Origin of the sequence: Luteolibacter sp. (assembly GCF_039920825.1) — a bacterium.
GTDB lineage: Bacteria > Verrucomicrobiota > Verrucomicrobiia > Verrucomicrobiales > Akkermansiaceae > Luteolibacter.
Genome location: NZ_JBDSCX010000038.1, coordinates 198,803 through 214,741, shown reverse-complemented (window position 1 = coordinate 214,741; position 15,939 = coordinate 198,803). Strand labels below are relative to the sequence as shown.

Here is a 15,939-nt window from a genome sequence, read left to right as displayed (position 1 = left end):
CTCATGATGCTTAACCGGATTGCGGACTATTTGTACACGGTTTGGAGGGTATTGCGATTACCCTGACAGCCACGCGCTCCGCCAAAGCTTCTCCGCATGAAATTCCCGACCGACAAGATCCGCCTCGTGCTCGCCGCGTTGTCGCTGTTTCCCGCCTTGGTTCAGGGGCAGGACCACACGGTGGTTTTCAGCACAAATGACCCCGGTATCACGAAGTCGATCGATACCTGGGGGATGGATACCACTTGGGCGAACCCTGATAACATGCGCAGCGGCATTGCCAACATGGGCCTCGATCAGATCGACGTGGTGCGTGTCGGTTTCATGATCAACAAGCCTTTAGGTGCGAATGATGAGTTGGACCCCGCCTCGAAAAGCCGCCAGGACGATATGATGGCCGTCGCCGCACTGGCTGGCACCAAGCCGTGGCTGATGATGCCCGATACCGAGGGCGGTGTGGACGCCTATTACAAGAACGGCAGCGAGGTGCGAGCCGATCGCTGGGTGGCCGCGATGGCTGCGGCGAAGCGCTACTATGGCAAAACCATGATTTGGACCGAGCCTTTCAACGAGCCTGACTACGGGCCATGGAACGAGGGTACTCAGGCGAATTTGAACGATATCATGGGCCGACTCGAGGTTCATGCGGATTTCCAAGGCACGGGAATCGCCGGGGCCAGCACGCTGAACTGCAGCAACGCTAACAACTGGTACAACGCCGTCAAAAGCCATGCCGCCGTCGGCACCACCCATTGCCTCGGTGGCACCTTTGACGACTACGTGAGCTGGATGCAGAACGTCCGTGCCAGCGGCGACTTCGTCCTGAATCCGGAAGCCCACAACCTCATGGAAGTGATCGCCGGAGCCGAGTATGGCCTCCAAGGTGCCATCTGGTGGGGAAGCTGCAGCCAGACCCGGGGGCAGTTCGTGAAATCCTGCCAAGGCAAACGACTCGCCTACGCCGAGGACCGTGCGAAATGGACGGCCGCCGCAGTCTATCGGGCACCGGACAACGTGATCCGCTGCTTCGTCGGCGGGTCGGAGCGGATGGGTGTGGCCACGACTTACAAATTCGTTTGCGCGGACCGCGATGTGTTTTTCAACGGCCAGGGACCGATGCGCGAGTTCACGATGACCGCCATCCCGGACAAGGACGGATTCGTCGAGGTCCGCTGGGACGACGCTCCGCCGGACATCGACGGGAAATATGTCATCGCCGCGCGCCACAGCGGGAAGGTCATGGAAATCGCCGGCGGCGGAACGGGCAACGGCGCGAACGCCCGGCAAGCGACTTATGCCGGCGCGGCCTATCAGAAATGGGACATCTCGGTCGCGGACGGCATTTTCAAGAAACTCATCAACGTGAACAGCGCGAAGTCGCTGGAAATCGTCGGTTTCTCCACGGCCGACGGGGGCAACGCACAGCAGTGGGGCGCGGGCGAGAACTGGAACATGAACTGGTTCGTCGAATATGCGGACAACGGCTATTTTTACATCCGCAACAGGTTCAGCGGGAAATATCTGGAAGTTGCCGGAGCGAGCACCGCCGAAAACGCGAATATCGCCCAGTGGACCGGTCTCGGCGGGGCGCACCAGCAATGGAAATTTTTCCCCGCCGGCTACTGGACGAAGGTGGACGACACCGGAGCCGGAGTTTCCTATGGTCCTAACTGGGGAACTTATGTCGGGAATCCCGGCTACCAAGGCACCGAGCATTTCCAGAACACCAGTGGCGGTGAGGTGACCTACACCTTCACCGGCACCCAGGCGCGCTACTACGGATTCAAGCGCAGCGACCTCGGCATGGCGGAAATCCGCGTGGACGATGTGCTCAAAACGACCTTGGATTGCTACAGCGCGACCGGCGCGTTCGATCAACTTCTCTATCAGACCGACCCGTTGCCCGCCGGGACGCACACGCTCAAGGTCCGCGCCGCCGGGACGAAAAACGCGGCGAGTTCGGGCATTTCCATCATCGCCGATGCGTTTTCGAAATTCACGGACACGCCGGTGGATTTCATCGCTCCCTCGCCGCCGAAAGGTCTATCCGCCGTGGCGGGAAACTCCTCGGTCGCGCTCACGTGGAGTGCGAACCCGGAGCCGGATGTCACCGGCTACACCGTCCTTCGTGCGACCGCACCGGGCGGTCCCTATCAGATCATCGCGCTCGCCACCACGGCCCCGGCGTTCACCGACACCAAGGTTTTCAAGGGCACCACCTATTATTACGTGGTTAAGGCGGCGGACGCTTCGACTAATCTATCTGGCCTCTCCAGCGAGGTCGCTGCGACGCCGGGCGGACCGGCCGGGCTGATCGCACGCTATCTCTTCGATGGTGACAGCCTCGATGCTTCCGGGAACTCTAACCACGCCACGCGAACTGGCACGCCAGTCTTCACTACCGGAAAAACGGGGCAGGCACTCGCGTTCGACGGCGTGGACGACTTCGCCACGCTGCCTGTCGCAGCGGTGAATTTCAACGACATCACGATCTGCACGTGGGTGAAATGGACCGGTGGCAGCAACTGGCAGCGGATCTTCGATTTCGGCAATGACACCGCTTTCAATCTTTACCTCTCGCCCAAGACGAGCGACGGCAAGTTGCGCTTCGGTATCCGGGACGGCGGCGGCGAACAGACGCTGAACGCGCCTCCGCTCACCGCCGGACAATGGACGCACGTCGCCGTGACGCTGCAGGGAGATGTCGGAAAACTCTATGTGAATGGCGTCCTCGCCGACACCCAGACCATCACCTACAACCCTTCCTATTTCGGCCCGGCAAACGTCTGGCTCGGAAAAAGCAATTGGCCTGATCCGCTCCTAACGGGCAGCCTCGACGATTTCCGCATCTACAATCTGGCGCTCTCCGGCGCTCAGCTTGCTGCCATCGTTCAGCCCGTTCCGCCGGTTTTCGCCGCCGATCCGATCGTGAAACCCGCCGCCGATCAACTCATCGCCTACGCCGGTCAGACGATCTCTGGCAGCGCCACCGACCCCAATGGCGACACAGTCACCTATTCCAAGGTCGGCGGTCCCACTTGGCTTTCCATTTCCGCAAGCGGAGCGCTGTCAGGCACTCCCGCCGCCACGAACGCGGGTCTCAACTCCTTCACCGTCGCCGCGAGCGATGGCACTTCCTCGACGCAAGCCACGTTGCAAATCACCGTGAACCGCGCGACCTACACCCTTCCCGTCACCGACCCCCCCGGCACCTCCACCTTCACCGTGCCGCTCACCGGCGCGGCGACCGGCTGGCCAGGTGTCGCGGCGGCGGGAAACGATTACATCGTCGGCGGAGGCGCCACGGGCGTCGCATTACGCGGACCGGTTACGGGGAATTCGACTTTCGCGGGCGATTCCCTGACGTTGCTTTCTAACGGCCGGCTTCTTTTGAAAACAACCGCCAGCGCCGTGCAAACGCTGGCCGTCGCGAACCTCACCCTCAACGGCGGCGTCCTCGATCTGGCGAACGCCGTCAACTCCGGCTCCGCCGCCACACTCGCGGGAGCCATCACCCTGGGTCCGAATTCCGGGGCTGGCGGAATCGGCGCGCTGACCGGGGAAACGCTGACGATCTCGGCTGCCATTTCCGGCACCGGCCCGCTGGTGGTCTCCGGCTCATCCGTCAACAGCGGCGCCGATCTGGGAACGGTCATCCTCACCGGCGCGCTATCGTACAGCGGTTCCACAAGCGTGAAAGGCGGCAAGCTCTCGCTGAAAACCGCCTCACTCACCAACACCGCCGCCGTGACCGTCACCGCCCCCGGCGTTCTGGATCTCGACTACACCGGCACCGATATCGTCGGATCGCTGACCCTCGGTGGCGTGCTCCAGCCGGACGGCATCTACGGCAGTGCGAACAGCTCCGGGCGCATCACCGGCAGCGGAAAACTTCAGGTCGGCACCGCCGGATACGCCATCTGGGCCGCCACCCACGCCGCCGGCCAGCCGGCGGACGGCGATGCCGACGGCGATGGCGTGTCAAACGGAGTCGAGTATTTCATGGGATCCAACAGCGCCGGCTTCACTGCCAATCCGTCGGTCGTGAACCGCATCGTTACCTGGCCGAAATCAACGGACTTTGTCGGCAGCTCTGTTGTCCAGATTTCCACCAATCTAGCCACTTGGACCGACGCCACACAGGGTGTTGTGGAAACCGCGAATTCCGTCAAATTCACACTGCCGCCGAACGCGGGATTGATTTTTGTTAGGCTGAAAGTCGTGCCATAATTTCCGTATACGCCGCCGCCGTTCCGACATTTCCTATCATCGTGAAACCACCCCCCGAACAGAACGCCGATCTTGCGTTCACGTTGGACCTCGCCAGCCACCAGGCGGCGTTGGCCGCGTTCCTGCGCTCGCTACTGCCGGTTGGGACCGATCCGCGCGACCTTCAGCAGGAGGTGAACATCACGTTATGGAAGAAGAAGGAACAATTCGAGCCGGGCACGAATTTCAAGGCGTGGACGTTCCAGATCGCGCGTTACCACGTCCTCAACCATTTCCGCGTGCTCAAGCGCGACCGCCGCCTCGTTTTCGATGACGAGCTCGTCGCCCGAATCGCCGACCACGCGGAAAGCTCCATCGACAACGATATGCTTCAGGCCCGGAGAAACGCGTTGCGCGGCTGCCTTGTGAAACTCCGCCAGACCGACCGCGAGCTGTTGGAAATGCGCTACGCCGATCCCGAATCCATCGAGGATTTCGCCCGCCGGCAGAACCGCAACCCCGGCACCGTCCGCGCGCTTCTCAGAAATATCCGCAAGGCGCTCGCGCGATGCATCCGCATGGAACTCGGAGAGGAGGCGCTTTCGTGAACTCCGCCGAAACCGAAGAACTCATCGCCCGCCATTTCGACGGAACGATCACGCCGGATGAGTTCGCACTGCTCCAAAACCGTCTGAAATCCGAACCCGCCGCGTTGGCGCTTTACATGGATCACGCGGCGAATCACGCGCTGTTGGCGGAGCTTTACGAGTCGTCGGCGCCAGCGGCCGCTCCGGTCCGCCGCGTGAAACCGCGGGTTCCTCTCCGCATCGTCCGGAAAAAGCGGGCCGCCACGCCGCGGTGGCACCGCGGGGTGTTCGCCGCCGCCGCGTGCATCGCGCTGGCGTTCTTCCTTTGGCCTGCCCGACAAACCCGCGAGGTGGCAAGCCTGAGCTTCCGCGAAGAGTCCATTTGGTATTACGAAACCGGCGACGGCGGGCGCGACTCCAACAACGGCGGCCAGCTCGAACGTGACCGAACGCTCCATCTGGTGGAAGGTGCGCTGCGCGCCGTGCTCCCCTCCGGCGCGGTCGCCGTCATCGAGAGTCCGGCAGTTCTCCGGCTGGTGGGCGACAACGCCCTGCGGCTTGACGCCGGACGCGGACGTTTCTCGGTGCCGCCGCCCGCGCACGGGTTCGCCGTGATCACCCCGGAGCGAACGATCACCGACCTTGGCACCGAGTTCGGGGTTTTGGAACTGCCTGGAAGCGGCGGTACGGAAGTTCACGTTTTCAAAGGCCGCACCGTCGTCTCCGATGACAGCTCAACTCAGAGGGAGCTCCATGCGGGACAGGCCGTGAAGTGTGCCGCGGACGGGGAAATCCGTGACATCCCGGTGACTCCTGAGGCTTTCTCCAACGCATTGCCGGTCGCTGCGGAAGTCGTTTTCGCCGATGATTTCGAGTCAGCGGGCCTCGCGGATGATAACCAAACCGAGGAACCACCGCAGGGCTGGACCCGCGTCGGACCGGGCGGGCTGGGCGTATTCAACCCGCCGGACGACCATTGGTATTCCGGCCCGGATTTTTCCGATACCGCGCCCGGCGGCGGTGCGCCCGGCGCGATGAAAGGGCCGTCGATGGCCTACCTCTTCAACGGCGCGCCCGGCAGCGGCATGGCCCGCGAGATCGGAAAAATCGCGGCGGACAGCGATTACGCGCTCACCTTCGCCATCGGCCATCGGCCGCTTCAGGGTCCACGCGGCGAGCATGCGCGCTTCGGCGGCTACACCGTCAGCCTTGAGTCCGGCGAAACGGTCCTCGCCACAGCCCGCTCGGATGAAGCCCCATCGCCCGAGAATTCCGTCGGTGACGCCGTACTGCGCTGGAAGTCCACCGCGGCGCTCGCCGGTGCCCCGCTCTCGATCCGCATTACCATGAACCAGCGCGATTATCTGGATATCGACAACGTCCGGCTCATCCGCGTTCCGAAAAGCGGCCGCTGAGAAAGGTTTTTCGGGAAATCCACTCCGCGCGTACACGCCGCCGGGTGGGATGCGGTTACCTCATGCCGAGGTGATGCTGGATCGCGCAGCATCTCCGCATTCCCGACCCAAACCCAATCTCCCGGACCGATGACATCTCTCCGCCATCTAACTCAATTCAAAGCCATCGCCCGATTTCTAAAAATCATCCCTCTGCTGTGGCTTGGGAGCACCTGTCCATCCCACGCCCTGACCTATCATATCAGCTACGTTTACAATGACGACGCCGCGAAGCGAGCTCAGGTGGAAGCGGCGATGAACGAGGCGGTGGCGGTTTACAACGCACAGACGAACATCGATGTGGACATCAATGTGTCCTATCACCCGGGCATTCCCACCGCGCAGTCCGACTACAATGGGACTCTGGGATTCGGCGGGTCGATCAACACGCAGGTGGCGCTCCATGAAATCGCCCACTATCTGGGAAGCGGGACGACCAACGAATGGGAAGCGCAATGGGGAGGAGATAATGTGTGGGACGGAGCGGCGGTGAGACATTTCATCAAGATGTTCGACGGCCCGGGCGCGGAACTTTATCGATCCGGTGTCCACTATTACCCCTACGGTTTCAACTATGGCAACGAAGACAGCCCCATCGCGCGCTTCCGTCTGCCTCGGCTGATCCAGGCGATGCGGTTAGATATGGGCTTCCAGGATGGCGACGGCGATGGCATGTCCGACGAGTGGGAACGTTATAAAATCGGCACCACCTCCCAATCCGCGGCCGGCGATGCGGATGGCGACGGCATTTCAAACTATGACGAATGGTGGAACGAAAGCGATCCGATGCGCGCTTGCCCCGTTAGGAATGGCCGCACCTATATCCTGCGTTCCCGCCTCAGTCAAAAGGTCATGGAAGCGGCGGATACCACGGCCGGTGCGAATGTCCGCCAGAATCCTCTATCCGGATCGGATCTGCAAAAATGGACCGCAACTTCGGTCGGCAGCGGATACTGGAAATTCATCAACCTCGCCAGCGGCAAGGCTTTGGAAGTCGGCGGATTTTCCACTGCCGCAGGAGGAAATATCATGGCTTGGAACGATACCGGAGGAACAAATCAACAATGGCGCATCGTCGAATATGGCGGCATTTACTCGAAACTCTTCAATCGCAACAGCTCGAACATGGTCATCGACGTGGATGGCGGAACAGGTGCCACGGGAAATGGCGCGAACATTTCCCAATACGACGATAACATCAACGCGCTGAATCAGGAATGGGTCTTCGATGACGTCACGCCGACCGATCCACCAGGGAATTTGATGGCCCAATTCAAGCTCGACGGTAGTGCCTGGGACTCCAGCGGCCGTGGACTCCACGGCACTGTTAGCGGCGGTGTCACCTACACCACCGGTCGGGTGGACTCTCAAGCCGCCACATTCAATGGCACGGATGCCTCCATCGAGTTCCCTGCGCCCGTGGACACGAATTTCACCCTCGCCTGTTGGGTGAAAACAGCCGCCACCGCGGGAACCGGCCAATGGTATCAGGGCATGGGCATCATCGATGGCGAAGTCCCCGGAGTGGCCAAAGACTTCGGCCTCGCGCTCGTCGGAAATAAAGCGGCGTTCGGTGTGGGAAATCCCGACATCACCATCACCTCTAACGTCGCCATCAATGACAACGTCTGGCATCACGTTCTCGCCACTCTCGACACTGGCACCGGCGCGATGAGGCTTTATGTGGACGGCGCGCTCCAAGCCAGTGGCACCGGTCCCACAGGCGCACGCACCGCCCCAAGCAAACTCTATCTCGGCAGCATTGGTGGCGTCACCAGATTCTTCAATGGCAGCCTCGATGAGGTTAGAATCTATAATAAAATCCTCAGCTCCACCGAAATCAATCATCTCGCCACCATCGGTCAGACTTCGATCGCATATTATCCGTTCGATGGAAATGTTAGTGATCTCAGCACCTTCAGCAATCATGGGATCGCCACCGGCATCACTTATGGAGTCGGGAAAATCGGCACTCAAGCCGCCCAGTTTGATGGCACCGGCAGTTTCGTCCGCCTCCCCGCCACCGTCAGCGGAGACTTCACCGTTGGCTACTGGATGAAAACCACCGCCACCGGCGGCACGGGTCAGTGGTATAATGGGAAATCCATCATCGACGCGGAAGTCCCTGGCGTTGCTGCGGACTGGGGCATCGCCCTTGTGGGAAACAAGGTCGGCTTCGGCATTGGCAATCCGGACAAAACCATCCTCTCCACCACTGCCGTGAATGACGGAGTCTGGCACTATGTCATGGCGACACGCATCAACACCACGGGTGCCATGAAGCTCTACATCGATGGCCAACTCCAGGTCAGCGACACCGGCCCCGTCGGCCCGCGCAATGCCGCGGGTGGCATGCGTCTCGGCAGCACACTCTATGGCGGATCCTATTTTGCCGGATCCATCGATGATCTGAACATTTTTAACTACGCGCTCACCCCCGACGGAGGGACTGCGACGATGTCGATCACTGCGGCGAATGCGACCGGCAGCAACCTCACTAACAACGGAACTCTGGTGTTCGCATGGAACGTCAACGGCATTGCCGCCAACCCGCTGCCGGTGGTCAATGGCATGACCTTTGCCAACACCGCGCCCGCTTCGGGCCCATCCGCGGCCATCTCCGGATTCCCGGCAGCCGTGAATGAAGTCGGGGGTGCCACTCAAGCTCACTACAGCGGCGACATGGCCAGGGTCATGGGAGATTTCGTGGGAACCAACTTCAGCACCAACGGCACGGTGACCTTGTCCGGCCTGACGGTTGGGTCTCTCTATCGGGTTCAATTCCTCCACCATCAAGACATCAACAACGATGCCCAACGCACACTGCGGGTGCTCTTCGGGGCCGGCCCTTCCGCCACGGCCTATGCGGGTGCGGGGGATGACATCGGGTATGTTAGCAACGTGGTTTTCACCGCCGCCGCCGCAACTCAGATTTTCACGCTGAATCCTACAACCGGTGCCCGTGCCATGCTTAACGGAGTGGTGCTCCATAAAGACCCGGTGGTTGCCATGCAGGTCAATGTTAGTAACCCGGTCTCCCGCCAAGTCGTCCAACGCGATGGGACCAATACCGGTGATATCCCTATCAGCGGCACTTATAACGGATCTTTCGACCGCATCGAAGCCCGGGCCGTGGTCATGGCCGGAGCCGGCAACAACGGCACCACCACCGCCTGGAGCACCATCGCCAGCACGCTCTCCGGAGGCGCCTACAGCGGCACGCTCAACGATGTCCCCGCCGGCGGTTGGTATCAAATCGAAGTCCGTTCCGTCACCGGCGGAATCCCCGAAACCGCGGTCACGGTCACCCGCGTCGGCGTGGGTGACGTCTATCTAACCGGCGGGCAGTCGAACGCCGCCAACCGCGGATTTCCGCTCTACAGCCCGGGAGTGGATCGGTTCAGCGCCCTCAACTACAGCACCGCCGCGTGGACCTTGGCCGCCGATCCGATGCCCGGAGCATCTGTCACCGTCCCGACCTATCAGGGTTCGGTTTGGTCACGGCTCGGTGAAATTCTGGTCAATCGCGACAATGTCCCTGTCGCCATGGTTTGCTTTGCCGAATCGGGATCGGACATCACGCGCTGGCTTCCCGCTAACAACGATCTCTACCCTAGAATCCGCACGGCCGTGCAGAGTTTCCCGCAAAACGGATTCCGGGGGATCCTATGGCACCAGGGTGAAACCAACGCCACGAATGGCAACACTGCGGCCGCCTATCAATCCTGGCTGACCACCATCATCGGCCAAAGCCGTGTCGATGCCGGCTGGACGATCCCGTGGTATGTCGCCGAGGCCTCCTATATCCAGGCCGGACTCGCCAAAGAGGAACCCATCGTCGCAGGCCAGCGTGCGGTCATTTTTGCGGATTCGCAGGTTTTCCCAGGCCCTGTTACCGATAATTTTCATCAGGAAGACAAGGTGATCGACGGTGTGCATTTCAACGCCGAGGGCATGCTCGACCACGCCACGCAATGGTCGGAAGTTCTGGGCGGCACGCCGCCGCTCGCACCGAAGAATGCCGACTTCGAAAGCAACACCGCCTTGGCCGACGGCGGCATCGCGGTCATCGATACCGCCAGTACCAGTTCCCCCTCGGTCATCGGCTGGCGCGCGCTCAATGCCGCCAACACCGGAGCTGCGGACGGTTCTTGCGGCTACTACAACCCGAACTCCTCGTCCTACGCAAACGCGTCGGACACCGGACCCAACGGCGGAGTGTTGCCCGGTATGTTAGGCAAACAGGTTGCCTTCATTTCCAATTCTTTGGCCAACGCCTGCTTTCTGCAAACCCGTCGCTCCATGTTGCAGGCCGGGCGCACCTACACCCTCGCCGTTGCCCTCGGCGTCCGCACCACTTCCGTCGCCACCTTCGGCGGTGCTACCGTTGAATTGCTGGCCGACGGCAATGTCATCGCCAGCCGCAGCATCGACCGCGCCGGGCTCGATGCACTCAACTCCGGCAACGCTTCCGGCACCTTCACCGACATCGCCTTCACCTACACCCCCGACCAAACGGTCACCGCTGGGAAACCACTCGCTATCCGCATTCGCAAGATCGGCGGAGCGAACACCTACATCGATTTCGACAACGTCCGGCTAACAGTCGCCGTCACGCCCTTCGCCTCGTGGCAGGTCGCGCATTTCGGCTCAAGCCTGTCTGTCGACGCGGCATGGGATGCGGATCCCGATGGCGACTCGCTGAACAATGCCTTCGAATACTACCTGGGCCTCGATCCCGCCCACTCGGACGCCCCGACCTTCCTCTCGGACGTCACGCGTTCCGGCGGACCGTGGGTGCGCTATCGCGTGCCGCTCGATCCTGCGGTCGATTCCTCCTCCCTCGGACTTTGGTATTCATTCGATCTTTCCGGGTGGCAACCTGCAGCGACCGAGCCGGATGGAACGGTCGTCGAGGCCCGCGCTGCCGACGAATGGTCGCTGGAAATTTCACGCACCGCCCATCCCCGCGCCTTTTTCCAACTCCGCGCCGGCCCACCGCCCTGATTTCCGCCTGCTCCGGACTCTGGGGGAAAATTTTTTCGTGAAAATCACGCGGCGCGTACACGCCGCCGCCAGGGACGCGGTTACCCCCCAGAGAAAAGTGTCGGTCGCGAGCCGCATGTCCGTCCCAACCCTATGAAACCATTCCCTATCTCCGGTTCCCTGCCTTCCATCCTCCTGATCACCGCTTGCTTCGCCCTGCCGGCTGGAAACGCCGGCGCGGCGGAGTTCACCCTCCCCGTCACGGACCCCGGCGGCACGTCCAGCTTCACGAATCCACTTACAGGAGCCACCGCCACCGGCTGGACCGGTGGGGCTCCGGTCACGACCAAAAATCCGCCCGCGTCCGGAAATACCTACACGATCGGTGGCGGTGCCACCGCCATCGGCATGCGCGGGCCGACTGCCGGAGTGGCGTTTACGTTCCCGGGCGACTCGCTGACCCTGCTTGGCAACGGACGGTTTCTTTTCAAAAACCCGCCCGCTGTCGCCCAGACACTCACGGTGCCCAACCTGATCCTTAACGGTGGCGTGCTCGATCTCGCGAACGCGGGCAACGACTTTGCCACCGCCACCTTCGCCGGTGCCATCTCGCTTGGCGCGAATTCCGCCAACGGCGGCATCGGTGCGCTCACCGGTGAAACGTTCACCGTTGCTGCCACCATTTCAGGGGCCGGGCCGCTGGTCGTCGCCGGGGCGAACGTGAACGCGGGAGCCGATACCGGCACCGTCATCCTCTCCGGGGCGAACACCAACACCGGAGGCGCGACCCTCAACGCCGGCCGCGTTCTCATCGGCGTTTCAAATGCCACGACCGTCAGCGGGGCGCTCGGCGCATCTGCCGGAGATGTCACACTCGGCGCGACCACTGGCGCGAATCCAGTCTCGCTCCTCACGAACGGAGCCTTCACGTTTTCCAACAACCTCATTGTCCGCGCGGGCGGTACCGGTCTCCTCACCTTCGGTGGAAACACCCCGGATCCTTCGGTTTTCTCGGGCAACGTCACTCTCAACCAGAACGCCACAGTCGCCCTGCCGTTTGGCGGGACCCTCAGCCTCACCGGCAATATTTCGTCCGGTACCGCCGGCGCTCGCAACCTTACCTTCAACACCGCCGGCAATGTCAGCCAGTCCACCGGCGTCATCAGCAACGGCGCGGGCACCGTCTCGATCGTTCAGTCCGGCACAGGTGCCACCACCTTGGGCGGTGCGAACACCTTCGGCGGCCAGGTCTCCATTTTCACCGGCGGCTCGATCATCGCCTCCTCGCTCAACAGCGTCGTAGGCGGCACGCCCTCCAGCAACCTCGGCGCTCCTCTGACTGTTGAGGCGGGCACCTTCATTATGGGGGGCAACTCCGCTCCCGGAAACCTCATCTACAACGGCCCCGGCGAGACCACCGACCGCGCCATCCGCCTTCAGGCATTTTCCACGGGGAGCAACGGCGTCATCGACCAGTCCGGGACGGGGTTGTTGAAATTCACCGGCGGCATCACCAACACGAGCGGCTCGAAACATGTCATCACCTTCCAAGGTTCGACCGACGGCACGGGTGAGATCTCCGGGGCGATCACCAACGGCACCGGCCTCGCCGTCACCAAGAACGGCACCGGCACCTGGACACTTTCCGGGCAGAATACCTACACCGGCGACACCACCGTTTACGACGGCACGCTCGTGTTGAAGACCCCATCGCTCTATTATGCCTCCTCCGTCTATGCGTATGGCATCTCCATACTGAAGCTCGACTATGTCGGCACCGCCACCGTCAAGGCGTTATACTTCGACGGGACGCCCGTCCCGGACGGCATTTACGGCTCGGACGATCCCTCCGGCTTTCTTGCTGGAACGGGGAAAATCAAGGTTCTCTCCGTCGGCTACGCCTCTTGGTCCACCACCAACGCTGGTGACCAGGGAGCGCAACTCGACTTTGACAACGATGGCGTGAAAAACGGCGTCGAGTTCTTCATGGGCGCCACCGGAAGCACCTTCACCGCCAACCCGGCCATTATCGGAAGCACCCTGACCTTCCCGAAAAGCGCCGCCTACACCGGCACCTATCACTTCCAGACCTCCCCGGACCTCGTCGTCTGGACCGACGCCACCACCGGCATCACCGACACCGGCACCTCTGTCTCCTTCGTCGTGCCCAACGTTCCGGGGAAACAATTCGTGAGGCTCAAGGTGGAGCCGGAGTGATTTCGAAAACGACTGAAAAACCCAGCTCATGAAATTCCATTCCTCTTACTTCCTTCCGCGTGGTCTCGCCGCCATCTTCCTTGCGACCGGTTCCGCCTTCGCCGCTGAGTATTACATCGGCACGACGGGCGAAAACGCGGGTGGGTCCAGCTTCACCAATCCCCTCACTCCTAGCGCGGCGGGTTGGAAGTTAAACAATGCGGGTACGGCCGTCGCTCCGCTGGCTGGGAATAACTACACGGTCGGGGGGCCTAACATCGGCGGCAACGCAGTCGGCACTCTGTTGCGTTCCCCCACCAGCGGTTCGGTCACCTTCGCTGGCGACAAGCTTACCATCTCCTCCGGTGCGCGCTTCATCGGAAAGAGTAATAACAACACCGGCGGTGTCGGCACGACCCTCACGATCAACAACCTGGTTTTGAATGGAGGCCTCTTCGATCAGGCCGACGCGAACAACGGCGCCATCCTCACCATCGCCGGCAATATCAACGTCACTGCCACCACTTCCCTCGGAGCGCTCTCGAACGAGACTCTCTCCATCACCTCGACCATTACCGGTTCCAGCAACCTGGTGATCGACGGCACCGCGAATGGCAACGCCGACACCGGTCTGGTGCGCTTCACCGGCACCAGTTCTGCCTATACAGGGTCGATCACCATCACCTCGAGCACTGCCACAGTCCCAGTGGCCCCCACCCTCCAAATCGGCAATAACGGCACGACCGGCTCGTTTTCCGGCAGCACCAACATCATCAATAATGGCGCGCTCCGTTTCAATCGAACCAACACGATCACCCAAGGCACCGATTTCGGCCTGATCAGCGGCACTGGCTCGGTCACCCAGACCGGGACTGGAAACGTCATTCTGAACGCTGCGAACACCTTCACCGGCCAAGTCTCCATCTTCACCGGCGGCTCGATCACCGCCTCCTCGCTTAACAGCGTCATAGGCGGCACAGCCTCCAGCAGCCTCGGCGCGCCAACCACCGTCGAGAAAGGCACAATAGTCCTGGGTGGCAACGGCGCTGCCGGCACACTCATCTACAACGGCGGCGGCGAGACCACCGACCGCGCCATCAGCCTCCGGGCATTTTCCGCAGGGAGCAACGGCGTCATCGACCAGTCCGGGACTACCGGGTTGCTTAAATTCACTGGCGGCATCACCAACACGAGCGGAGCGGCCCACGTCATCACCTTGCAGGGCTCGACCGGCGGCACGGGTGAAATCTCCGGTGCGATCACCGACGGTGCCGGCCTCGCCCTCACCAAGGCAGGCACCGGAACCTGGACTCTCTCAAACGGCGGCAGCACTTTCACCGGCAACATCCTCGTTAGCAATGGCACGCTCAAGGCGGCGACGACCAATGTGAACAGCAGCAACCCCACCGCCGGAATCCTCGGCAACACCACCGTCGCCCGATCGATCACCGTGAGCAGTGGCGCGACCCTGGAGTTCGCGATCGGAAACGTCCTGGCCACGGGTGCCTACAATCCGGCCAACGTCACCCTGAATCTGAATGGCGGAACCCTTCGCTCCACCGCCGGAGACACGAATACGCTCGGCGTGGTGAATCTCAACGGCGGCACCATTACCGCGACCACCGGCACCGCCAATGCCAGCTACCAATCCTACGTGCTGAACCAAACCGTGACCGCGACAGGCACGACGCAGTCCGTCATTTCCACCACCGCAGGCGGCAACAATGGCTACCATCTCGGAGTGGGCACGAACAAGACGGTCACTTTCGACGTTGATCCGGGCGCGACGGGCGCCTCGTTGTTAGTATCCGCTCCACTCATCGGCGGCAGCGGCACGGCAGGAGGCGCGGCCGGCTCGGGTATCATTAAAACCGGCGGCGGAACAATGACTCTCTCGGGCGCTAACACCTACACCGGAAAAACCACGATCAGCGGCGGCAGTCTGGCACTCGCTTCGACCGCCTCCATCGCCAACTCGTCCGAAATTTCTATCAACGGCGGCAATTTCAATGTGTCGGCCGTGAGTGGCTTTAGCTTGGGATCCGGGCAGTCGCTCACCGGCTCGGGAGGTTCCGTCACTGGTGCGATCACCGTCAACGGCACGCTCGCCATCGGCAACTCGCCGGGCACGATGACTTTTAATAACGATCTAACGTTCGGGAGTGGGGCGGTTTCCAATTTCGAATTCACCAATATCGCATTAGGTATCAACTCCTTTGATCTCGCGCAAGGAGGTGTGGGCACCCAGGCGGTGACGTTCGGAGGCACGCTGAATCTGCTGTTCTCCGGCGGCACGTATGCCAACGGCGGCTCCGTCCAGATCTTCAACTTCGACACCTACGGGGGAACTTTCTCGACGGTGAACTTCAGCGGCTTGGATGTGGGTCAGTCCGCGGTGTTCGATACCGCAACAGGCTACGTCACCGTGGTTCCCGAACCTAGTGCGGCGTTGCTGGGCGGCCTCGGGATGGTGATATTGCTGCGCCGCCGGCGCGCATAGCCTCAAT

Annotated in this window: 6 protein-coding genes; all 6 read left to right on the top strand. The window is 61.7% G+C overall.

Annotated features, from left to right (window positions below; translation table 11 throughout):
- The first annotated feature begins 96 nt into the window (after window positions 1–96).
- The 6 genes from ABIQ96_RS10040 (at window position 97) to ABIQ96_RS10015 (ending at window position 15,932) form a co-directional block, all read left to right on the top strand.
- Window positions 97–4,230 carry a LamG-like jellyroll fold domain-containing protein gene (locus tag ABIQ96_RS10040; RefSeq protein ID WP_348214445.1) on the top strand — a complete coding sequence of 1,378 codons (4,134 nt, stop codon included), beginning with the start codon at window positions 97–99 and terminating at the stop codon, window positions 4,228–4,230.
- Window positions 4,231–4,271: 41 nt separating this feature from the next.
- Entirely contained in the window at window positions 4,272–4,817 is a 546-nt protein-coding gene (locus ABIQ96_RS10035; protein WP_348214444.1) for a sigma-70 family RNA polymerase sigma factor, read from the top strand.
- Window positions 4,814–6,211: a FecR domain-containing protein gene (locus ABIQ96_RS10030; protein ID WP_348214443.1), complete on the top strand. Its 1,398-nt coding sequence runs from the start codon at window positions 4,814–4,816 to the stop codon at window positions 6,209–6,211. The genes ABIQ96_RS10035 and ABIQ96_RS10030 overlap by 4 nt, the downstream gene beginning before the upstream one ends.
- A 129-nt stretch (window positions 6,212–6,340) precedes the next feature.
- Entirely contained in the window at window positions 6,341–11,257 is a 4,917-nt protein-coding gene (locus ABIQ96_RS10025; RefSeq protein WP_348214442.1) for a LamG-like jellyroll fold domain-containing protein, read from the top strand.
- A gap of 132 nt (window positions 11,258–11,389) precedes the next feature.
- On the top strand, window positions 11,390–13,453 hold the full coding sequence (locus tag ABIQ96_RS10020) for an autotransporter-associated beta strand repeat-containing protein (RefSeq protein ID WP_348214441.1): 2,064 nt from the start codon (window positions 11,390–11,392) through the stop codon (window positions 13,451–13,453).
- Window positions 13,454–13,481: 28 nt separating this feature from the next.
- Window positions 13,482–15,932 carry an autotransporter-associated beta strand repeat-containing protein gene (locus ABIQ96_RS10015; RefSeq protein ID WP_348214440.1) on the top strand — a complete coding sequence of 817 codons (2,451 nt, stop codon included), beginning with the start codon at window positions 13,482–13,484 and terminating at the stop codon, window positions 15,930–15,932.
- The last annotated feature ends 7 nt before the right edge of the window (window positions 15,933–15,939 follow it).

What these genes read in the sequence shown, in the direction of transcription:
- ABIQ96_RS10040 (WP_348214445.1), top strand. Translation starts at nt 97, where the DNA reads ATGAAATTCCCGACCGACAAGATCCGCCTCGTGCTCGCCGCGTTGTCG.
- ABIQ96_RS10015 (WP_348214440.1), top strand. Translation starts at nt 13,482, where the DNA reads ATGAAATTCCATTCCTCTTACTTCCTTCCGCGTGGTCTCGCCGCCATC.
- ABIQ96_RS10020 (WP_348214441.1), top strand. Translation starts at nt 11,390, where the DNA reads ATGAAACCATTCCCTATCTCCGGTTCCCTGCCTTCCATCCTCCTGATC.
- ABIQ96_RS10025 (WP_348214442.1), top strand. Translation starts at nt 6,341, where the DNA reads ATGACATCTCTCCGCCATCTAACTCAATTCAAAGCCATCGCCCGATTT.